This is a genomic window from Streptomyces ovatisporus, assembly GCF_042653885.1.
GTDB lineage: Bacteria > Actinomycetota > Actinomycetes > Streptomycetales > Streptomycetaceae > Streptomyces > Streptomyces ovatisporus.
In genome coordinates, this window is record NZ_JBHSFH010000012.1 from 1 (window position 1) to 20,911 (window position 20,911).

Consider the following 20,911-nt stretch of genomic DNA (forward strand, 5'->3'; position numbering starts at 1 on the left):
TAAGCCTTTCAGCGCCGATGGTACTGCATGCGGGAGCGTGTGGGAGAGTAGGACACCGCCGAACTATCTTTGGAGAAAGCCCCGTTGACGGGATACCACGTCAACGGGGCTTTTCTCATGCCCACGTACAGTTGCCTGCATGGGCAGGTATGACATGGTCGTCTTCGACAACGACGGTGTACTGGTGGACAGCGAGCCGATCTCCAATCGGGTGCTCGCTGCTTTTCTCACCGAGTCCGGTCACGCGACAACGTACGAGGAATCGATCCGGGACTACATGGGCGCGGCTCTGCACCGGGTGCACGACGTCGTGCTGGAGCGCTCCGGGAAGAGGCTCCCCGAGGACTTCGACGACATCTTCCACGCCCGCGTGTTCGCCGCCTTCCGGCAGGAGTTGGAGCCGGTGGCCGGCGTGCCCGAGCTGCTGGCGAAGCTGGATGCGGAGGGACAGCCGTACTGTGTGGCGTCCTCCGGAAGTCACGAACGCATCCGGGTCACCCTGAAGAAGGCGGGGCTGTACGAACACTTCGGCGAGCAACGCATCTTCAGCTCGCAGGACGTGGGGCGGGGGAAGCCTGCGCCGGATCTCTTTCTCCATACGGCCGATGCGATGGGGGTCCGCCCGGAGCGGTGTGCCGTCGTCGAGGACAGTCCCCTGGGCGTGCTTGCCGCAGTTGCCGCCGGGATGGACGTGTACGCGTATGCCGCGATGACGCCCCGGGAGCGCCTCTCCGCCGCCGGTGCACGTGCGCTCTTCGACGACATGGGCGAATTGACGGCGCTGCTGGCCTAGGCGCCGGGCAGCTTCGGTGTGCGGCACCGCCCCCGGTACGGTGTCGGGATGAGCGGTGGCGCGCAGTTGATGTGGGACGAGGCAGTCACGGACTACGACTTCGGCCCGGGGCACCCGATGGATCCGATTCGCCTCGCTTTGACGATGCGGCTCGTCGAGGCGCTCGGCCTCGACGCCCAGAAGGGGCTGAAGGTCTCCGCAGCGAAGTCGGCAGGGGATTCGACCCTGCGGCTCGTGCACCGGCAGGACTACATCGACGCGGTACGCACGCTGTCCGCGGACCCCGGCTCTGCGAACGGCGAGTACGGGCTGGGCACGCCGGACGATCCGGCCTTCGCGGGCATGCACGACGCGTCCGCCCTCATCGCCGGACAGTCCGTGGCCGCTGCTGAAGCGGTGTGGCGGGGCGAGGTGAAGCACGGCGTCAACTTCGCCGGCGGGCTGCACCACGCGATGCACGCGTCGGCGGCGGGCTTCTGCATCTACAACGACGCTGCGCTGGCCATCGCGCGTCTCCTGGAACAGGGTGCCGAGCGGGTCGCGTACATCGACATCGACGTACACCACGGTGACGGCGTCCAGGACGCGTTCTGGAACGACCCGCGTGTGCTGACCGTCTCGCTGCACGAACACCCCCGCATGCTCTTCCCCGGAACCGGCTGGCCCGAGGAGAACGGCGGACCGGAAGCGGAGGGCGGGGCGGTGAACCTGGCCCTCCCCGCCGGAACGGGTGACGAGGGCTGGCTGCGTGCTCTGCACGCCGTGGTGCCCCAACTGCTCGCGGACTTCCGGCCTCAGGTGCTGGTGACCCAGCACGGCGCCGACACACACTTCGAGGACCCTCTCGCGCATCTCGCGGTGAGCGTGGACGCCCAGCGCGTCGCCGCCGAATCACTCCACGACTGGGCCCACGAGTACGCGGACGGGCGGTGGCTGGCGCTCGGCGGCGGAGGCTATGCGGTGGTCGACGTCGTGCCGCGCACATGGACGCATCTGGTGGCGATCGCCGCGGGCGCGCCGCTGCCGCCGGAGACGGAAGTGCCGGAGTCCTGGCGCCAGTTGGTCTACGCCCGTACGGGAAGCCCTGACGCTCCACGGCGGATGACGGACGGCCGGGACGTGGTCGTACGCAAGTGGGAGGAGACGGGGTACGACCCCGCCGATCCGCTCGACCAGGCGGTTCGCGCCACGCGCAACGCCAGCTTTCCCGCACGCGGGATGATGCCGTAGCGGGTCTGCACCTCCGGGAGCGGGACGTCCCGGCCTCACGTCGGCACGCGCCCGGGGCGATGGGGCGACTCGCTACGAGTGCGCTGATCGTCCAGGGCCCGAACGCGTCCGGAAAGCAAGGCAGTTGCCGACCCCCTCGCTCCGGAGATCCGGTGTCTGTCGTTCCGGCCGGGCGGATTCCGGGCTCTGGACGCGGGAACCCGAGCCGACTCCTGGGCCGCTACGCCTCATTCGTCCCAGGGCTCTCGTCGGTGTCGTGCACTGTTCTCGCATCAGAACAGTGGAGACGTGTCGACATAACGACCCGGTTCGGCGTACGCCATCTCATCGCCGGCCATGCGTCAGGGGCTGCGTCGATCCGCGGCGCCGGAGCGCGTTCGGGCCGTGGTGCGCCGGGAGTTCACACCCGCTCGCACCTCCCGGACCGTGAGCGCCTCGCTGCCGCGAAGGCGGGGGTTGGGCCCCTGCGTGAGGTGGTCGGCGGTGGTCGCCAACGAGTCTGCGCAGCAGGTCAGTTGGGTAGTAGAACCATCGGGCCCGATACGGAGGGCGACCCGTCGGCTCTCGGGCCGCGCGCGGCGGAAGGCTCGCGGTGGCGCCTGTCGATGACGCTGCGCGGTCCGGCTACTACCGTCTGCTGACGCGCTATGTACTCAATCGGGCCCGTCTGTCACAGTAGGAGACCGATCGCTACTCCTCTTCCCCACTTGCATCACCCGCCCCTAATCTGGGGAGGAGCGCGCATGCGAGCGGGAGTCGCCGGAAGGGGAAGCCGGTGACCGACATGTGCGGAAGGTTCAGGTGTGACATGGCTGCTGGCAAGGGACCTCTCAACGAGGTCAACTTTCTGACCGTGGCGGAAGTCGCCTCGGTGATGCGAGTGTCCAAGATGACCGTGTACCGGCTGGTGCACAGCGGTCATCTGCCGGCGATCCGGGTGGGAAGGTCATTCCGGGTCCCAGAGCAGGCCGTCCATGAATACCTCCAGGAGTCGTACGTGGGGGTGGAGACCGCCTGACGGTGGCCCGCTGACCCACCCTCGGATTACGAGCTGCACCCCGTGGCGGGTAGGCTGGACCTCATGTAGGTCGTGTGGGCTCGGACGCCCCGCGCCGAGTGAAGGCAGTTCCCTCCGCATCGGCGGGGATGATTTGTGAGCGAGGGTAGTCGTGGGCTCTGTTATCAAGAAGCGGCGTAAGCGGATGGCCAAGAAGAAGCACCGCAAGCTCCTCAAGCGCACGCGTGTGCAGCGTCGCAACAAGAAGTGAGCGAGCGCCGGGTACGTAAGTGACCGCCGTTCTGTCGCCCGCACCGAGGTGTGCGGGATGGCAGGGCGGCGGTTTCGTCTGTCCTCGCTCCTCCCGTCTCCCGTCCGTCTCCGGTTCTGTCCGCACGGACCGGTTTCGGGGGCGGGAGTGAGGACAGGCGGTACACGGAAGGCGCAGCCGCGCCGTCGAGCCGCAGTACGGACGGACCGTGAGCGGGCGGCATGGGAGGAATCTTGGGCAGGGTCGTGCTCGTCACCGGGGTCGCCCGCCAGCTCGGCGGGCACTTCGTCCGCCGTGTGCAGCGCGAGCCCGACGTGGAGCGTGTCGTCGGTGTGGACGTGCTCCAGCCCTCGCACCACATGGGCGGCGCAGAGTTCGTGCGGGCCGACATCCGGCAGCCCGAGATCGGCAGGGTGCTGGCGGAGCACGGTGTCGACACGGTCGTGCACATGGACGTCCACGGGACGCCGCTGGCCGTGCCGGGCAGCGGCAACCGCAGCTCGGTGAAGGAAACCAACGTCATAGGGACGATGCAGCTGCTCGGCGCCTGCCAGAAGGCGCCCTCGGTGCGGCGGCTCGTCGTGAAGTCGACGACGAGCGTGTACGGCGGCGCGCCCCGCGACCCGGCGCTCTTCGACGAGTCGACGCCCGCCAAGTCGCTGCCCAGCGGCGGCTTCTCGAAGGACGCCATGGAGGTGGAGGGGTACGTACGGGGGTTCGCCCGGCGCCGCCCCGATGTGTCGGTGACGGTGCTGCGGTTCGCGCACGTGTTCGGTCCGTCGGTCGACTCTCCCCTCGCGGCGTACTTCGCCCTGCCGGTCCTCCCGACGGTGCTGGGGTACGACCCGCGGCTGCAGTTCGTGCACGAGGACGACGCCGTCGAGGTGCTGCGGCTGGCTGCCCGTGAGCCGCGGCGCGGCACCCTCAACGCGGGGACCTTCAACATCGCCGGTGAGGGCACTCTGCTGCTCTCCCAGTGTGCGCGGCGGCTCGGCCGGCCGACGGTGCCGCTGCTGCTCCCCGCCATCCGGTGGGGCAGGACGCTGCTGCAGTCGGTCGGGGCGACCGACTTCTCGCCGGAACAGGTGCGGCTGCTGACCCACGGCCGGGTCGTACGTACGGTGCAGATGCGCGAAGTCCTCGGCTTCGAACCCCGGTACACGACGGCGGAGACGCTGGACGCCTTCAGCCGCAGCAAGGGTCCGGGGCTGCTGCCGCCGGAGGCTCTCGCGCGCACTGTCGACAGGCTGGCAGGGCTGGTACGTCCCGCTCCTGCGGGAGAACGAGAGCGAGAGGGCGAGGAGGCCGGAAGGCATGGGTGAGGCGAAGGTCATCCCGTTCGGCTCTCCGGACGACGAATCCGGGCGTGGCCGCCGCGGCAACGCGCAGGGCGGACAACGGGGTTCGGGCGGCGCGGGCGCTGCCGGAGCCTCCGGACACGAGCCGGGTGCGGGGCCGGCGGACTCGGCGGAGCCCGGAGCGGGCGGTCCGGGCGCGGAGACCGGCAGTGCGGTACCGGGCGGGACCTGGGACCAGAAGGTCGCACAGGGCCTCGCCTTCCTGCGCCGGCGGGTGACGGGGGAGTACGAGGTCGACGACTTCGGATACGACCCGGAGCTGACCGACCAGGTGCTGATGTCGCTGCTGCGCCCGCTGTACGAGAAGTACTTCCGCGTCGATGTACGGGGCGTGGAGAACATCCCGGACGACGGTTCGGTTCTGGTCGTCTCCAACCACTCGGGCACACTGCCCCTCGACGGGCTGATGCTTCAGGTCGCCGTCCACGACAACCACCCCGCTCAGCGCCATCTGCGCCTGCTGGCGGCTGACTTGGTGTTCATGCTGCCGGTCGTCAACTCGCTCGCGCGCAAGGCGGGTCACACGCTGGCATGCGCGGAGGACGCGGAGGCGCTGCTGGGCAGGGGAGAGGTCGTCGGGGTGATGCCGGAGGGGTTCAAGGGCCTGGGCAAGCCCTTCTCGGACCGCTACAAGCTGCAGAGGTTCGGACGCGGAGGCTTCGTCTCGACGGCACTGCGGGCGGGGGCGCCCATCGTGCCGTGCTCGATCGTCGGGGCCGAGGAGATCTACCCGATGGTGGGCAACTCCCGTACGCTCGCCCGGCTGCTGGGCTTTCCGTACTTCCCCGTCACGCCGACGTTCCCCTGGCTGGGGCCGCTCGGCGCCGTACCGTTGCCGACGAAGTGGACGATCCAGTTCGGTGAGCCGATCGAGACGGACGGGTATCCGGCGGGGTCGGCCGACGACCCGATGCTGATGTTCAACCTCACGGACCAGATCCGGGAGACCATCCAGCACACGCTCTACAAGCTGCTCGTGCAGCGAAGGTCTGTGTTCTTCTGAGGACTTCGGCGGGGCGGCCCGTGGTCCGCCCCGGTGTGGCGCGTCAGGCCGAAGGCCCCTCCCCGCGCCCGGTCTCGTACGTCCGGGTGCACAGGAAGGGGCCTCGGGCCCGCGTGCGCGGTCAGTCGTCCCTCGTCGAGAGATCCCGCAGGTCGGGCAGTACCTCCGGGAGGATGGGCGGAAGGGTGACCTCGGAGCCCGGCAGCGGGCGCCCGCCTTCGCCGGAGGCCGGGCGGGAGGGATCGCTGTGCTGGTCCCCGTCCGGGTCCAGGAGGCCGCCACCGCCGATGAGTTCGCCCGAGCGCGGCGTCGAGCCGGACGGCGCGGGCGCGTCGCTCGTCTCGTCCTCCCGCTCGCGGGTGTCCTGGGAGCCGGCGGAGGAGCGGGGCTCGGGGGAACCGCCCTTCTCCGTACGGTCCGCACCGTCCTTCCGGGGAGTGCGCGGGGCGTCCTGTGCCGGGTCGGCGAGGAGCCCGGCGAGCGGCTCGATGTCGTCGTCCATGGCGTCGAGGACGGAACTGACCTCGTCGCGCACGTCCGAGAGCTGGGGCGGCAGCCGGTCCTTCATCCGGGACCAGCTCGCCCCGTGGTCCGCGCGGAACGACGAGAGGGAGCGCATCGGTTCGATGCTGCCGTCCCTGGCGTACGCGGCGCTGAGCAGCCTGTGGCCGTCGGCTGCCTCGTTGCGCATTCCGGAGAGGGCGCGGCGTACGTCCGCGAGCGACTCGTAATCCAACTCGGCGCCGCCTCTTGCCCGTTCCATGAGCCGGCGGGCTTCCTGCATGCGCGTCGAGGCATGGTCGAGGTGGACGAGGCCGCGGTTGGCCTCGTCGTCGGCCATGTCCAGGCGGAGGTCCTCCATGCCGCGCTTGAGGCCGTAGAGCGAGTCGCCGGGGAGGGCCTCGCTGCTCGCCGCGGCGACGCCGCCGAGAGCGGAGGCGGCCACACCGACACCGAGACCACCGGCGGCGAGTCCCTTGGTCAGCCGGGACCGTGGGCGGAGCTTGCTCATGGGGCCGGGGGCCGGTGCGCGGTGAGCGCCCTTCTTGCCGCGTCCGTCCCGCTGTTCGGGGACCTGACGGGCGCGTGCCTCCGGTGAGGCGAACTCGGCCTCCATGGCGGCGATGAGCTGCGCCCGCTGGACGGTCTTCACTTCCGGGGCAAGCGCGGGTCTGGGCAGCTCTCCGAGTCTGTCCGCGACCTCCAGGAGCCGGGTGTGCTCGGAATCGCCGCCACCTCCGTACGAGGTGTCGGCACCGCCTCCGCCAGTCCCGCCCCCGCCGGTCGCCGGCGGAGGTTCAGGGACGGCCTGAAAGACACGTGCGCCCCCGTCTTCCGCCGTTCGGCCGGCCGCCGTCGCCTCTTCGAGCTCGTGCTCGTCCAAGGCCCCGGCGAAGGCGGTTGCCCGCCTGCTCGTGGCTACGGACCCGATCACGGGCGGCACCTCCTCTCGTCAGCACGGTCCACTCCCCGGCACGATTGGAAGGTCTGAGGCAAAACCGCTCGTCTTCACTCGGAAGGGTGAGTGACTACTTGCGCGCCACGGTTGCGGGGAGTCTGCAACTCCCACAACGAGCCGCAAGCCAGTCGGGTTACGGACTCACGATGATGTGACCGCATGCGTCGTGAGGGTCACTGAAGGTCACCGGACTGCCGCTTGCAACGGCCTTGCCGGCAGCGGCAGTTCCGGACGGTCCTGCGGGTGCGGGGTGCCCTCAGCGGGCGTCCTGCGGGAGCAGACGCGCGAGAGTGCGGACCGCCCTGTACTGCAGGGTCTTGATGGCGCCCTCGTTCTTCCCCATGGCACGTGCGGTCTCCGCGACCGAGAGCCCCTGCAGGAAGCGGAGCGTCACGCACTCCTGCTGCTGGGGGTTGAGCCGGCGTACGGCCTCCAGCAGCGCGGCGTTGGAGAGCGACTCGAGGACGGAGTCCTCGGGGCTCCGCTCGACCTCGTTCGCGTCGAGCATCTCCCCGGTGGTCACCTCCAGCCGGAACCGGCTGGACTTGAAGTGGTCGGCGACAAGGTTGCGCGCGATGGTGACCAGCCAGGCGCCGAAGTCACGGCCCTGCCAGGTGAAGGTCCCGATGCGCCGGAGAGCCCGCAGGAACGTCTCGCTTGTGAGGTCCTCGGCCGTCGCCTTGCCGCCCACGCGGTAGTAGATGTAGCGGTACACGGTGTCGCTGTACTGGTCGTAGAGGCGGCCGAAGGCCTCGGACTCGCCGGACTGGGCGCGCTCGACCAGGTCCATCATCCGGCGGCTGTCGGTGTCGGTCGCGGCGGGACGGGCCCGGCGGGCGGTCGAGGTGCCCGCGCTGCCCGAGGCGCCACCGCGGGTACGTCTGCCGATGTTCCCGGCAGGGGCCGCGGCCGCGGTCGACTGCGCCGCACCCGCGGGGGCGGCGCCCGCCGTTGATCGGTCGTTCAGCGCGTGGCGACGGCCGGCGGGGACGGGTGCGGCCATGGCGAACGCGGGGACGGCGTACGTGTGGGGGACGAGTGCGCATAGCCGGCCGACAGCGGCAACGACCGTGCTGCGCAGCGTAGCCAGGCCCGAGGCGTCAACCCCGACGTGTGGGTACACGGGACTCCCAGAGGCAGAGCTTCCATCACGTGCAGTACGGAACCGTTCGACCCGGATTGGGACGGGTGGGTACCGATTGCGTCTGAGGAGAATAACGCTTCGTGCAGACAGTGCTACGCGTAGTTGCTGAAATCGCCGGTTCAGTCGGTTGTGTTACGCATTGGTGCCTACCTGGCACTGACTGTGATCGGCTCTATGACCGCTTCTTGTTCGCAGTTTGTCGTTTGAGTGACGTGTTGTGCTCGAAGGTCCGAAGCGTGACTGGCGGGAGCGGGGGTCGGGCGAGACGCCTGAATTGCCTCACGTCGCGGGCGCGCAGAGTGAGTTCGTGCAGCGGGCGCGGGGGGAGGGCGCGGGTCTTGAGGCGGCGCTGTCGCGGGCTGAGGCCCTGGACGAGGCCTCTGCGGACTCAGCGCCGGCGTCGCTGCAGGGCGACCGCGGCGGCGGCACCGCCTGCCACCGCGCCGACTCCGGCAGCCGCGGGGATGCTTGCCTTCGCCGCCTTGCGCGCGGTGCGGTAGTCGCGCAGCCGCCAGCCCATTTCGCGGGCGTGACCGCGAAGCCGGCTGTCAGGATTGATCGCATACGGATAGCCGACGAGCGAGAGCATCGGTATGTCGTTCGCCGAGTCGCTGTAGGCCGCGCACCTGCCCAGCTCCAGATCCTCCGCGGCGGCGAGCGCCCGTACGGCCTCCGCCTTGGCCGGGCCGTGCAGCGGCTCTCCGACCAGTCTGCCCGTGTACACGCCGTCGACGGACTCCGCGACGGTGCCCAGGGCGCCCGTCAGGCCCAGCCGGCGGGCGATGATCGTCGCCGTCTCCACGGGGGCAGCCGTGACGAGCCAGACCTTCTGGCCGGCGTCGAGGTGCGCCTGGGCGAGGGCGCGGGTGCCGGGCCAGATGCGGCCGGCCATGTACTCGTCGTAGATCTCCTCGCCGATGGCGGCCAGTTCACTGACGCTGTGGCCCTGGACGATGGAGAGTGCGCTGGACCGCACGTCCTCCATGTGTCCGGCGTTCTCGCTGCCCGCCATCCGGAACCAGACCTGCTGCCAGGCGAAACGGGCGAGTTCGCGCTTCTCGAAGAAGTCGCGCTTGTAGAGGCCCCTGCCGAAGTGGAAGAGGGCGGCACCCTGCATCACGGTGTTGTCGAGGTCGAAGAAGGCGGCCGCGCGGGTGTCCCCGACGACCGGGAAGACCTCGTCCTCGGGCCCGGCCGCGGGCAGTTCGCGCCCGGCCTGCGCCAGCTCCTGCTTCCTGGCGGCCTCTGCCGAAGCCTCACCCGCCAGCACACTGCGCGCAGTTGCGGACCGGCTGCGGTGCGCGAGCCAGGCCCAGGCGCGTCGGGGAGAGGAGCGGGAGAGCATGCCATCGAGGATAGCCACCGCATGCGCCGGTCCTGTTACGGCAGGGTGTCCGGCTGTGGGCGATCAGGCACACGGACGGGACGCGTCCGGGGCCTGCGGCTGCCGGGGAGAGGGGAGAGTCAACTCACCGGCCGGACGGGGGCTTCGCGCAGGTCGGCGTGGTGCCGGGTGGAAGGGCGCCGGCTCGCGGAGGGGACCGGAGGCGGGGATGCCGGATGTGAAACGGGGCGGACGTGCCGTGTGGTGTCCGCGAAGCGTGACAATGGCGCGTATGAGGACTGTCACGCTGATCGGGAAGCCCGGCTGCCATCTGTGCGACGTCGCGCGGGACGTCGTCGTCCGGGTCTGCGAGGAGACCGGGGCCGCCTGGGAGGAGAAGGACATCAACCAGGACGAGGAGCTGTACCGGAAGTACTGGGAGCAGATCCCGGTTGTGCTGGTGGACGGCGCGCAGCACGATTTCTGGCGGGTGGACCCGGAGCGGCTGCGGAAGGCCCTGGCCGGCTGAGGCGCCGCGCACGGGCGTCGCGCACGGGCCGGCCGCTCCGTCGTGAAGTGGGCGTGAGGAGTGGCTCGTGTTGCTGCCGGGGCATGTGGCGCCGGTCACGTTGAACGGACAAATCGGACACCAGCTTTGTGCACGCGTTCACAAAGGCATAGCCTGGTCGCGACGGAGCGGTCCGGGCGCGCACCCGGCGAAGGATCGCTCACCGCTTCGCGCAACCGGCAGGAGCACCGTGGCAACTGGCCGAAATCACCGACCGGCGACGAGCCGGAGCCGAGGAATCCCCGAGGCCACCGTCGCCCGGCTACCGCTGTACCTGAGGGCGCTCACCGCACTGTCCGAGCGCTCGGTGCCCACGGTCTCCTCCGAGGAACTGGCTGCCGCTGCCGGGGTCAACTCCGCCAAGCTGCGCAAGGACTTCTCCTACCTCGGGTCGTACGGCACCCGCGGTGTCGGCTACGACGTGGAGTACCTCGTCTACCAGATCTCGCGCGAGCTGGGACTGACGCAGGACTGGCCCGTCGTCATCGTCGGTATCGGCAACCTCGGCGCCGCCCTCGCCAACTACGGGGGCTTCGCCTCCCGCGGCTTCCGTGTCGCCGCGCTCATAGACGCCGACCCCACCCTGGCCGGGCGCACCGTGGCGGGCATCCAGGTCCAGCACACCGACGGCCTCGAGCAGATCATCGCCGACAACGGCGTCTCCATCGGCGTCATCGCCACTCCCGCGGGGTCCGCGCAGCAGGTGTGCGACCGGCTGGTGGCCGCCGGTGTCACCTCGATCCTCAACTTCGCACCCACGGTGCTGTCCGTGCCGGAGGGTGTGGACGTACGCAAGGTCGACCTCTCCATCGAGTTGCAGATCCTCGCCTTCCACGAGCAGCGCAAGGCCGGCGAGGAAGCCCCCGAGGAGGAGGAGACCGCGCCTCCGGCGGCTCCGCCCGCCGCGGCAGTGACCAAGCGCTCCGAGCCCGGACCAGACGGGGACGTCCCCGCCGTGATGCCTGCATGAGTCTGCTGGTCGTCGGGCTGAGCCATCGCAGCGCGCCGGTGAGCGTGCTGGAGCGGGCCGTACTCGCCCCGCAGGTACGCGGGAAGCTGCTGCAGGACGCGGTGAGCGCGGAGCCTGCGGCGGAGGCGGCGGTGCTCTCGACGTGCAACCGGATCGAGCTGTACGCCGACGTGGACAAGTTCCACGCCGGGGTCGCCGAGCTCTCGACCCTGCTCGCCCAGCACAGCGGTGTCGGACTGGACGAGCTGACTCCTCACCTGTACGTGCATTACGAGGACCGGGCAGTCCACCATCTGTTCTCCGTGGCCTGCGGCCTGGACTCGATGGTCGTCGGCGAGGGGCAGATCCTCGGCCAGATCAAGGAAGCGCTCGCGCTCGCGCAGGACCAGCACACCGCGGGGCGCCTGCTGAACGATCTCTTCCAGCAGGCGTTGCGTACGGGGAAGCGCGCGCACAGTGAGACGGGCATCGACAAGGCCGGTCAGTCGCTGGTCACTTTCGGTCTCGAACAGCTCGCCGGTCCCGTGCCGGTCGGGGAGTGGGTGCGCGGCAAGCGTGCCCTGGTCATCGGCGCGGGATCGATGTCCTCACTGGCGGCCACGACGCTGGCGCGCGCCGGTGTGGCCGAACTGGTGATCGCAAACAGGACGCTGGACCGCGCCGAACGGCTCGCCACCGGCCTGACGTCCGGGCTCGCAGCGGGCGCGGCACCCGCTGCCGCGCTGAGCGGCGGCGACGGCCCCCGAGCGCACGCCCTGCCGATGGACGGGATCACGGCGGAGCTGCCCCGCGCGGACGTCGTCGTCTCCTGCACCGGCGCCACCGGGCTGGTCCTCACACTCGACGCCGTACGCGACGCACTCGCGCAGCGGGCCCAGGACAAGACCTCGTCGCGTGCGTCCGCCGAACCGATGGCTCTGCTCGACCTGGCCATGCCGCGCGACATCGACGCCGCCCTGCACCGCTCCGGGACCGTCGGGGTCCGGCTCGTCGACATCGAGTCGCTGGCCGGAGCGGCCGCGGACGCGCCGCTGGCCGCCGACGTGGACGCGGTGCGCGGCATCGTCGGCGAGGAGGTGGCCGCCTTCGGCGCCGCTCAGCGGGCGGCGACGATCACGCCGACCGTCGTCGCTCTGCGCACCATGGCGGCCGACGTCGTCGCCTCGGAGATGGCGCGGCTCGAAGGACGCCTGCAAGGGCTGGACGACAAGCAACGCGCGGAGATCACTCAGACGGTGCGCCGTGTCGTGGACAAGCTGCTGCACGCCCCGACGGTGCGCGTGAAGCAGCTCGCGGGGGAGCCCGGCGGCGCCGGCTACGCCGACGCACTGCGCGAGCTCTTCGACCTCGACCCGCAAGCGGTCGCCGCGGTCAGCAGCAGTCCGGCACCGGAGGGCGTCCCGCCGAAGGGCGTTCCCGCGCCCGCAGAGGCGCCGGACCGCGCAGCACAGCACGCTCCGGGACGTACGCCGGAACGTTTTCCGGATCCGACGACGGGCGGGCGGCCATGAGTACGGCCCACACAGGGCGAGGCGGCGGACAGCGGGTCCGGCACCACGGGCCCGGCAGGCACGAACGGCACTCGCAGGCCGGGCAAGTCAACGATGGACGCGTCCCGTGCGGAAGCGCGGACGGGCACGACGAGGTGAGCGCATGACCCACACGCCAGCAGCACCGGCCCTCCGGCTGGGCACCCGGCGGAGCAAGCTCGCCATGGCCCAGTCCGGCCTCGTGGCCGAGCAGGTGCGCCGGGTGACGGGACGTCCCGTCGAGTTGGTCGAGATCACGACGTACGGAGACACCAGCAAGGAGCACCTGGCCCAGATCGGCGGCACCGGCGTCTTCGTCACCGCGCTGCGCGACGCGCTGCTGCGCGGTGAGATCGACTTCGCGGTGCACTCGCTGAAGGACCTGCCGACCACGCAGCCCGACGAGCTGACCGTCGCGGCGATCCCGGCACGCGCGGACGCCCGTGACGTGCTCATCGCCCGCGACGGCCTGGACTTCGAGCAGCTGGCGCTCTCCGCGCGTACGACCGGGAAGGCCGCGACGGTCGGTACCGGCTCGCCCCGCCGGATGGCGCAGCTGAACTCCTGGGCGCGGTCCCTCGGCGCGCAGGTGGAGACGGTGCCGATCCGGGGGAATATCGACACGCGCATCGGGTATGTGCGCTCAGGCGAACTCGACGCAGTGGTACTGGCAGCCGCCGGGATGGAGCGCACAGGCCGTCTCGACGAGGTCACCGAGCTGCTCAGCCCCGACGCTGTACTGCCCGCCCCCGGCCAGGGGGCACTGGCCGTCGAGTGCGCGTCCGCCAACGCGTATCTGGCTGTCCAGCTCGCCGAGCTCGACGACCCGTACACACGGGCCGCCGTGACCGCTGAGCGAACCCTGCTCGCCGCCTTGGAGGCCGGCTGCAGCGCGCCTGTGGGCGCACTCGCCGACCTGCTGGGCGACGGGCAGGCTGTCACCGAAATGCGCCTGCGTGGCGTCGTCGGAACCATCGACGGCGAGACGCTGGTGCAGCTGTCCACCACCGGTCCCGTACCGGCATCCGCCGACGGCACGACGGTCCCGCAGAACATGGGCCGTGAGCTCGCCGACGAGATGCTCGCCAAGGGTGCGGCCGGTCTGATGGGGGAGCGAGCACTTTGAGCCCCACCACTGCCCACAATTCGACAACTCAGCACCTCTACGGTGCACACGGACACGTCACCTTTCTCGGTGCCGGGCCCGGAGACCCGGGTCTGCTGACGCTGCGCGCCGTCGAGGCACTCGCGCAAGCCGATGTGCTTGTGGCCGACCCCCAGGTGTACGACGTCGTCCGCACCCACGCTCGGGCAGGGGTGGACACGCCGCTTCGGAAGGCTGACGACGCGTCAACTTCCCCCGCGCCCGCGGGTGGTGCAGCAGATCTTGCCATGGCTGCCGCACGCGCGGGCAAGCGGGTGGTGCGTGCGGTCACGGGTGATCCCGGGCTGGACGCCGATGCCGCGAGGGAGATGCTGGCATGCGCGGCGGAGGGCATCCCCTTCGAGGTCGTGCCCGGTATCGCGACCGCTGTGGGCGTCCCCGCGTATGCGGGCGTGCCCCTGCGGAATGGCCACGGCACCGACGTCCGCTTCATCGACGCGCGTACAGCGGACGAAAGATGCTGGACGGAGGTCGGCGCGAGCGATGCCACGGTGGTCGTCTCGACCACGCTGGAGTCCGTCGTCTCCGTCTCGGGCGAACTGGTCGCGGGCGGCCGCAAGCCGGAGACCCCGCTGACGGTCACCGCCGCGGGCACCACCACCCGCCAGCGCACCTGGACGGCGACGCTCGGCACCATCGGGCAGGTCCTGAAGTCCGCGAAGGTGCTTCCGTCCTCCGACGGCGGCCAGTCGGTGATAGCCGTGGTCGGGGAGCGCAGCGCAGCCGCGGAACGGCCGCAGCTGGCGTGGTTCGAGTCCAAGCCGCTCTTCGGCTGGCAGGTCCTGGTACCTCGTACGAAGGAGCAGGCGGAGTCGCTCTCCGACCAGCTGCGCAGCTACGGCGCCGTGCCGGCCGAGGTGCCGACGATCGCCGTCGAACCGCCGCGTACACCGCAGCAGATGGAGCGGGCCGTGAAGGGCCTGGTCACGGGGCGGTACGAGTGGATCGCCTTCACCTCCGTCAACGCGGTGAAGGCTGTGCGGGAGAAGTTCGAGGAGTACGGACTGGACGCCCGCGCCTTCGCCGGGATCAAGGTCGCGGCGGTCGGTGAACAGACCGCCAAAGCGCTCGTCGAGTTCGGCGTGAAGCCGGACCTGGTGCCCAGCGGCGAGCAGTCCGCCGCCGGGCTGCTGGACGACTGGCCGCCCTACGACCCGGTCTTCGACCCCATCGACCGCGTCTTCCTGCCGCGGGCCGACATCGCGACGGAGACTCTCGTGGCCGGGCTCATCGAGCTGGGCTGGGAGGTCGACGACGTCACCGCGTACCGCACTGTGCGGGCCTCGCCACCGCCCGCCGAGACGCGTGAGGCCATCAAGGGCGGCGGCTTCGACGCGGTGCTGTTCACCTCGTCCTCGACGGTGCGGAACCTCGTCGGCATCGCGGGCAAGCCGCACAACGTCACCGTCATCGCCTGCATCGGACCGGCCACCGCCAAGACGGCGGAGGAGCACGGCCTGCGGGTCGACGTCATGTCCCCCGAGCCGTCGGTGCACAAGCTGGCGGAGGCCCTGGCGGACTTCGGCGCCAAGCGGCGCGCGGAGGCCGTCGCCGCGGGCGACGCCGTGAAGAGGCCGAGCGAGAAGCGCCCGGCCCGGAGGAGGGCACGTACATCTTGAACAGCGAGCACCCCGCCGCCGCGGGGGGTTTCCCGGCCGCGCGCCCACGCAGGCTGCGCACGACACCGGCCATGCGCCGCATGGTCGCCGAACACCGGGTGCACCCGGCCGACTTGATCCTGCCCGTCTTCGTACGGGACGGCATCAGCGAGCCGGTACCGGTCTCCTCGATGCCGGGCGTCGTGCAGCACACGCGGGAGACGCTGAAGAAGACCGCGGCTGAGGCCGTACGGGCGGGCGTCGGCGCAATCATGATCTACGGCGTGCCGAAGGAGGAGGACAAGGACGCGGTCGGCAGCTGCGGCACCGATCCCGACGGAATCCTTCAGGTCGCGCTGCGGGACGTGCGGTCCGAGGTCGGCGACGACCTCGTCGTCATGTCGGACCTGTGCCTGGACGAGACCACCGACCACGGCCACTGCGGCGTCCTCGACGCGGACGGCAGGGTGGACAACGACGCGACGCTGGAGCGGTACGCGCAGATGGCCTGCGTCCAGGCGGAAGCCGGCGCCCATGTGCTGGGCCCCAGCGGCATGATGGACGGCCAGATCGGCCACGTGCGCCGGGCGCTGGACGAGGCGGGCCACCTGGACGTGTCGATGTTCGCCTACACCGCGAAGTACTCCTCCGCCTTCTACGGGCCGTTCCGTGAGGCCGTCGGCTCGTCGCTGAAGGGCGACCGCCGTACGTACCAGCAGGACCCGGCCAACTCCCGCGAGTCGCTGCGCGAGCTCTCGCTCGACCTCGCGGAGGGCGCGGACATGGTGATGGTCAAGCCGGGCCTGCCGTACCTGGACGTGCTGCGCGACTTCGCCGACCGGGTCGACGTGCCTCTCGGCGCCTACCACATCTCAGGGGAGTACTCGATGGTCGAGGCCGCCGCGCAGAACGGCTGGATCGACCGGGACGCGGCGATGCTGGAGACCCTGACCAGCTTCAAGCGGGCGGGCGCGGACCTCATCCTGACCTACTGGGCGCTGGAGGCCGCGGGCAAGCTGTAGCGGCTCGCGCCGCGGCGCGGGCGCAGCGAGCCGCCGGCCTCGATCACGTACGGGCGCACAACCGGGGGCGTGCAGTTGCAGGAGCGTGGCGGAGGCCCAGCGGTCGGCGCTTCCCAGCGCGTTCACCCGTCACGCTCCTCGAGCAGTTCGATCGTGCGGCGCACCGCCGCGGCCTGGGCGGGGGCGAAGTCGGCGAAGAAGGCGTGCGCGAAGCCGCCGTCCTCGACCGCCTTCCCGACGTCCGAGCCGGTCATCGCCTGCGCCACTTCGTCCGGGATGCTGTCGAGGACGGCCCGCGCGGTCCTCTCCACCCGGGGATCGTCCTCGGCGGCCTCGGCCAGTTCGTCGAGCTGGGCGTAGACCTCGTAGGCGCGCCGCATGGCCTCCGGGTCGGCGCTGAGGCTGTGCATCATGGCGTCGAGCCAGCTGCGGTCGCCGCCCGGTGAGCCGGTTTCCAGCAGGGCGAGCAGCTCCCGCTCCTTGGCCGCCATGGCCGGTTCGGGGCCCGGCAGCCGAGCGGAAGCCCTGGCCATGTCCTCGAAGAGGGCGGCGAGCTCGGGGGAGACGGGGGACTCGGCCGGGAGCCGCCCTTCCTCGGCCTGAAGCAGCAGCTGCGCCAGCCGTGCGCGGCGCTGCCGGATGGCCTGCTCCTGGCGGGCCAGGTCGGCGTCGAGCTCGGCGAGCACCTCGGACAGCTCTTTGCCGACGTCGTCGGCGAGCACGTCCCTGACCTCGTCCAGGCTGAGTCCCAGTTCGGTGAGCCGACGGATCCGTGCGAGCTCGGCGGCGTCGCGCAGCGAGTACTCCCGGTAGCCGTTGGACTGCCGCGGGGGTTCTGCCAGCAGGCCGATGCGGTGGTAGTGCCGCACGGCGCGGGTGGTGATGCCGACGATGCCGGCGAGCTCTCCGATGCGCATGCCTTCAGTAGAAACGTTGTCGCCACGACAAGGTCAAGCGGCACGGTTCACGGCTGACGGCGTCGGGCGTACCGACGGGGTGGCCCCATGGGCCCGGGTGGCCCGGACCTCGGGTACAGCGGGGCAGCCGGGGCCGGCCGGAGGCGGGCGGCGTTTCACCGCCCCCGGCGGGAGCGGGGCGGGACCCCTGAAGCGGTCCTGTCGGCTCAGGGCTTGCGGCCGATGCCCGCGTAGAAGAAGGCGTCGGCGTCGGTGATTCCGGACTCGCCGTCGGGGCGCCAGCGGTGCGTCGAGGTCAGGCCCGGCTCGATCAGCTCCGTGCCGTCGAAGAAGCGCAGCACCTCAGGCTTGGTGCGTATCTGTGCCGGGGTGCCGCTCTGCCGGTAGACGTCGACGGCCTTCTGGGCCGCGGGGTTGAAGTCGGGGGTGGCGTGCGAGAGCACGAGGAAGCTGCCGGAGGCGAGCCGGTCGACCATCGACCGTACGATCTCCTGCGGCCGGTACTCGTCCGGGAGGAAGTGCGTGACGGCGAGCATCGACAGCGCCACCGGCTTGTCCAGGTCGATGACTTCGCGCAGCCGCGCGTCGTCGAGGACGGCGTCGTGCCGCAGGTCGGCGTGTACGTAGGCGGTGCGGCCCTGCGGGCTGCTGAGGGTCAGCGCGTCGGTGTACTCCAGCACTGTCGGGTCGTTGTCGGCGTAGACCACGCGGGCGTCCGGGGCGGCCTCCTGGGCGACCTGGTGCAGGTTGGGCGAGGTCGGGATGCCGGTGCCGATGTCGACGAACTGCCTCACCCCGTACTCGCGGGCGAGGGTGCGCGTGGCGCGGTGCATGAAGTCGCGGTTCGCCCGGGCGCCGGTGACGATGAAGGGGAAGACCTCCTTGACCTTCTCGGCCGCCTCCTGGTCGACCGGGTACCAGTCCTTCCCGCCGAGGTAGTAGTCGTACATCCGGGCCGAGTGCGCTCGGCTGGTGTCGATCTGGGGAGGCTGTGCGCCGGAACCGGTCATCGCTGTTCTTCCGTTCCTCTTCTGCCGTCGCGCCGGAGGAGCACCGGCGGCGTGCGCCGGACTGTCCGGCGTCCGCGCGAGTGTCAACGTGCTCATGGTGCAAGCGAGTTGAAGGTACCAAGGGGCGTGTGGCGCTTGAAGCGCAGGCTGGAGGCTCTCACGTAATCGCCGTGGTTCGGACGCGAATCCGGCGCCGGTCGCCGGGTCACGCGCCGGGCGCCGGGTCACGCGCCGGGCGCAGGGTCACGCGCCGGGCGCCCGCCCGGTCCCGGCGCCGTGCTCGCCGGGAGGGAGTTCCACGACGAGGTCCGCCGCCTCCCGTCCCGGAGCGATCAGCCGGGCGTTGGCCTCGTCCGAGCGGTGCACCCAACTCTCGGCCTCGGCCCGGCTCTTGCCGTACCGCACATGGCGGTCGATCAGCCGGCGCAGACGCACGTCCTCGTCCAGGCTCACCCACCAGCAGGCGTCGAGCAGCGGCCGGACGGGCCGCCACTCCGGCGAGTCCAGCAGCAGGTAGTTGCCCTCGGTGATGACGAGCGGCACGTCGGGCGGCACCGGCAGCGAACCCGCTACGGGCTGTTCCCACTCCCGGTCGAAGCCCGGGGCGTAGACGGTCTCGCTGCTCGGTGTGCGCAGCCGCCGCAGCAGAGCCGCGTAACCGTGTGCGTCGAAGGTCTCCGGGGCGCCCTTGCGGTCGAGGAGGCCGAGGCGGCGCAACTCGACGTCGGCCAGGTGGAAACCGTCCATCGGGACCTGTACGGCCCGGCTCGGGCCGAGCGCATCGGCGAGGAAGGCGGCGAGTGTGGACTTGCCGGCGCCCGGCGGCCCCGCGATCCCGAGGATGCGGCGGCCGCCGGCGTCGGCCGACTGCCTTGCGAGCGCGAGCAGTCGACTGTGCTGACGGACGGTCTGCCGGCGTATCAAGGCGGTTCCGCGGACCCTAGAAGATGCCCTGGCCGGGGGTGAGGATGCCGGACGGGTCGTAGCGGTGACGGGCCGCCGCGAGCGCCGGGAAGGCGGGACCGAAGTGGTCGCGCCAGTCGGACTGGTCGAAGGGGACGGAACCCACCGGGTACTGCTTTCCGCCTGTGCCGCGCACCCGTTCGTACGCCGCGCGGTTGTCGGCGAGCAGGCGCTTCACGGTGGCCGGGTCGCCGGGCGGGCCGGTGCGCAGGACGGCAAGCAGGTACGGCACGGGGTCGGAGGGCATCCGCAGCATCGGCGTACGCAGCACCTTCCGGCTCAGGGGGTAGAGCAGCACGACGCCGCTCGACCCGATGTCCTCGGGGCGGAGGTCCCCGAGGATGTCCGAGGCCAGCTCCTCGACGTCGGAGGAGGGCAGCAGGAGGTTGAGCCAGGGGTGCGGGTCGTCCCAGACCCCCGTCTCCTTCTGTTCCGCGACGGAGGGGGCGAGCCTGTCCAGGAAGGTGTAGTAGTCCAGCGTCTCCGCGGTCATGCCCGCCTGTTCGAACCGCAGGCCCGCCAGGAGCGCGTCGTCGTCCGGCTCGGGCCCGGCAGGAGGGCCGTATGCGACGGCTTCCAGAACGTGGACGCGGAAGGCGCCCGTGTCGTCGGGGAAGACGAGTCCCTCGACGTAGTCGAACCGGTGCTCGGTGATCAGCCGCCGCTGGTCCTCCAGGTACACGCCCAGTTCCGCGTACGGGAGTTGGAAGTGCCGCACGGTCTCCGGTGCGGGCACAAGGCGGACCGTCGCGCTGACGACGACGGCGCACTGGCCAAGACCGGCCCGTACGGCGTCGAACAGGTCCGCGTGCCGGGTGGGGGAGCAGCGGACCAACTCGCCCGCGCCGGTCACCACTTGGAGCTCGGTGACGTTGTCGGTCTGGGCGCCGTGCCGGTGGGTCTGGCCGCCGAGGCCGCCCACGGAGAGCGTGCCGCCGACGGACAGTTCGAGGTAGTCGGTGAAGACCGGCGGCGTGAGGCCGTGCCGCAGCGTGGACTTGGCGACCTGGCTCCAGCGTGCGCCGGCGCCCACAGTCACGGTGCCGCCGCTGACTTCCCCGATGTGGTCCAGCGGGGTCGTCTCGATGACCAGGCCGCCCTCGACCTGGGCCTGGCCGAACGTCGTGTGGCCCTGTCCGCGCGGGGCGACGGAGATGCCGTGGCTGCGGCAGAACCGCACCATCACCACGATGTCCCGGACCGAACCGGGACGGAGAACGGCGGCGGGCCGGCGGTGGACGATGTGACCGAAGTCCTCGGCGGCGGCGTCGCGTGACGCGTCGTCGGTGAGCAACGACCCGTCCAGCGGCGGCACTTCGTGGAACGGAGCGTTCCGGGAACCTGGCCGCTCCGTCGCCCAGGCCCGCGCGGCCGGGTCGAATCCGACGACGGCGGCTGCCGTGGCCAGGCCGTACAGTGCGGTCCGTCTGGTCGGTTCCGAGCGCATGCGTGTCCTCCTGGGGCCGGCGGATGAAGGCGTCTCAGGCGGTGGATGCTACTTGCAAGCAGATGCGCGTGGCGGGCGGTTCGGCGGGGCGACCCCCGGGAGGGTGAGCGGGGGAGGCCGGTTTCCGGGACGCCGTACAGCGC

20 protein-coding genes are annotated in these 20,911 nt (G+C 71.0%); 13 read left to right on the forward strand and 7 right to left on the reverse strand.

The genetic code is table 11. The annotated features are described in order from the left end of the window. Nucleotides 1-139: 139 nt before the first annotated feature. The 7 genes from ACFPA8_RS20710 to ACFPA8_RS20740 all read left to right on the forward strand — a co-directional run bounded on the left by ACFPA8_RS20710 (nt 140) and on the right by ACFPA8_RS20740 (nt 5,652). Entirely contained in the window at nt 140-793 is a 654-nt protein-coding gene (locus tag ACFPA8_RS20710; protein WP_386450713.1) for an HAD family hydrolase, read from the forward strand. Nucleotides 794-841: 48 nt separating this feature from the next. Beyond that, on the forward strand, nt 842-2,023 hold the full coding sequence (locus ACFPA8_RS20715) for an acetoin utilization protein AcuC (RefSeq protein WP_386450715.1): 1,182 nt from the start codon (nt 842-844) through the stop codon (nt 2,021-2,023). Nucleotides 2,024-2,082: 59 nt separating this feature from the next. Next, entirely contained in the window at nt 2,083-2,664 is a 582-nt protein-coding gene (locus tag ACFPA8_RS20720; protein ID WP_386450717.1) for a phosphatase, read from the forward strand. Nucleotides 2,665-2,831: 167 nt separating this feature from the next. Beyond that, a complete protein-coding gene (locus tag ACFPA8_RS20725) occupies nt 2,832-3,041 on the forward strand; it encodes a helix-turn-helix domain-containing protein (RefSeq protein WP_158677109.1) in 210 nt (69 codons plus the stop codon). A gap of 151 nt (nt 3,042-3,192) precedes the next feature. Then, on the forward strand, nt 3,193-3,291 hold the full coding sequence (locus tag ACFPA8_RS20730; RefSeq protein WP_003948845.1) for a 30S ribosomal protein bS22: 99 nt from the start codon (nt 3,193-3,195) through the stop codon (nt 3,289-3,291). Between the two features lie 233 nt (nt 3,292-3,524). Next, entirely contained in the window at nt 3,525-4,613 is a 1,089-nt protein-coding gene (locus ACFPA8_RS20735) for an NAD-dependent epimerase/dehydratase family protein (protein WP_386450910.1), read from the forward strand. Next, a complete protein-coding gene (locus ACFPA8_RS20740; protein ID WP_386450719.1) occupies nt 4,606-5,652 on the forward strand; it encodes a lysophospholipid acyltransferase family protein in 1,047 nt (348 codons plus the stop codon). The genes ACFPA8_RS20735 and ACFPA8_RS20740 overlap by 8 nt, the downstream gene beginning before the upstream one ends. A 121-nt stretch (nt 5,653-5,773) precedes the next feature. On the opposite strand, the gene ACFPA8_RS20745 is transcribed toward ACFPA8_RS20740, so the two are convergent. From ACFPA8_RS20745 to ACFPA8_RS20755, 3 genes are all read right to left on the reverse strand, one after another. Further along, entirely contained in the window at nt 5,774-7,087 is a 1,314-nt protein-coding gene (locus ACFPA8_RS20745) for a DUF5667 domain-containing protein (RefSeq protein ID WP_386450721.1), read from the reverse strand. 280 nt (nt 7,088-7,367) lie between these two features. Then, nucleotides 7,368-8,234 (reverse strand): ECF subfamily RNA polymerase sigma factor, BldN family, encoded by an 867-nt coding sequence (locus tag ACFPA8_RS20750; protein WP_386450723.1) that lies wholly within the window; start codon nt 8,232-8,234, stop codon nt 7,368-7,370. 409 nt (nt 8,235-8,643) lie between these two features. Then, nucleotides 8,644-9,600, reverse strand: coding sequence for an HAD family hydrolase (locus ACFPA8_RS20755; protein ID WP_386450912.1), 957 nt, complete (start codon nt 9,598-9,600; stop codon nt 8,644-8,646). Between the two features lie 271 nt (nt 9,601-9,871). On the opposite strand from ACFPA8_RS20755, the gene ACFPA8_RS20760 reads away from it, so the two are divergent. From ACFPA8_RS20760 to hemB, 6 genes are all read left to right on the forward strand, one after another. Continuing rightward, nucleotides 9,872-10,108 (forward strand): glutaredoxin family protein, encoded by a 237-nt coding sequence (locus tag ACFPA8_RS20760; protein WP_386450725.1) that lies wholly within the window; start codon nt 9,872-9,874, stop codon nt 10,106-10,108. A gap of 229 nt (nt 10,109-10,337) precedes the next feature. Next, a complete protein-coding gene (locus ACFPA8_RS20765) occupies nt 10,338-11,117 on the forward strand; it encodes a redox-sensing transcriptional repressor Rex (protein WP_386450726.1) in 780 nt (259 codons plus the stop codon). Beyond that, nucleotides 11,114-12,628 (forward strand): glutamyl-tRNA reductase, encoded by a 1,515-nt coding sequence (locus ACFPA8_RS20770; RefSeq protein ID WP_386450728.1) that lies wholly within the window; start codon nt 11,114-11,116, stop codon nt 12,626-12,628. The genes ACFPA8_RS20765 and ACFPA8_RS20770 overlap by 4 nt, the downstream gene beginning before the upstream one ends. Before the next feature lie 142 nt (nt 12,629-12,770). Further along, complete coding sequence (hemC, locus tag ACFPA8_RS20775; RefSeq protein WP_386450730.1) at nt 12,771-13,772, forward strand: hydroxymethylbilane synthase; 1,002 nt, start codon at nt 12,771-12,773, stop codon at nt 13,770-13,772. After that, nucleotides 13,769-15,430 (forward strand): bifunctional uroporphyrinogen-III C-methyltransferase/uroporphyrinogen-III synthase, encoded by a 1,662-nt coding sequence (locus tag ACFPA8_RS20780; protein ID WP_386450732.1) that lies wholly within the window; start codon nt 13,769-13,771, stop codon nt 15,428-15,430. Before hemC ends, ACFPA8_RS20780 begins: the two co-directional genes overlap by 4 nt. Beyond that, on the forward strand, nt 15,427-16,431 hold the full coding sequence (gene hemB, locus ACFPA8_RS20785; RefSeq protein WP_386450734.1) for a porphobilinogen synthase: 1,005 nt from the start codon (nt 15,427-15,429) through the stop codon (nt 16,429-16,431). The genes ACFPA8_RS20780 and hemB overlap by 4 nt, the downstream gene beginning before the upstream one ends. 122 nt (nt 16,432-16,553) lie before the next feature. Here hemB and ACFPA8_RS20790 read toward each other — a convergent pair whose 3' ends face one another. The 4 genes from ACFPA8_RS20790 to ACFPA8_RS20805 form a co-directional block, all read right to left on the reverse strand. Next, the gene (locus ACFPA8_RS20790) at nt 16,554-17,348 is read right to left on the reverse strand and encodes a MerR family transcriptional regulator (protein WP_386450736.1); all 795 of its coding nucleotides are present in this window, start codon (nt 17,346-17,348) and stop codon (nt 16,554-16,556) included. A 206-nt stretch (nt 17,349-17,554) separates the two neighbouring features. After that, nucleotides 17,555-18,358, reverse strand: coding sequence for an SAM-dependent methyltransferase (locus ACFPA8_RS20795; RefSeq protein ID WP_386450738.1), 804 nt, complete (start codon nt 18,356-18,358; stop codon nt 17,555-17,557). A 243-nt stretch (nt 18,359-18,601) separates the two neighbouring features. Then, nucleotides 18,602-19,282, reverse strand: a complete 681-nt coding sequence (locus tag ACFPA8_RS20800) for a nucleoside/nucleotide kinase family protein (protein WP_386450740.1) — start codon at nt 19,280-19,282, stop codon at nt 18,602-18,604. 16 nt (nt 19,283-19,298) lie between these two features. Then, the gene (locus tag ACFPA8_RS20805; RefSeq protein ID WP_386450741.1) at nt 19,299-20,768 is read right to left on the reverse strand and encodes an FAD-binding protein; all 1,470 of its coding nucleotides are present in this window, start codon (nt 20,766-20,768) and stop codon (nt 19,299-19,301) included. Between the last annotated feature and the right edge of the window lie 143 nt (nt 20,769-20,911).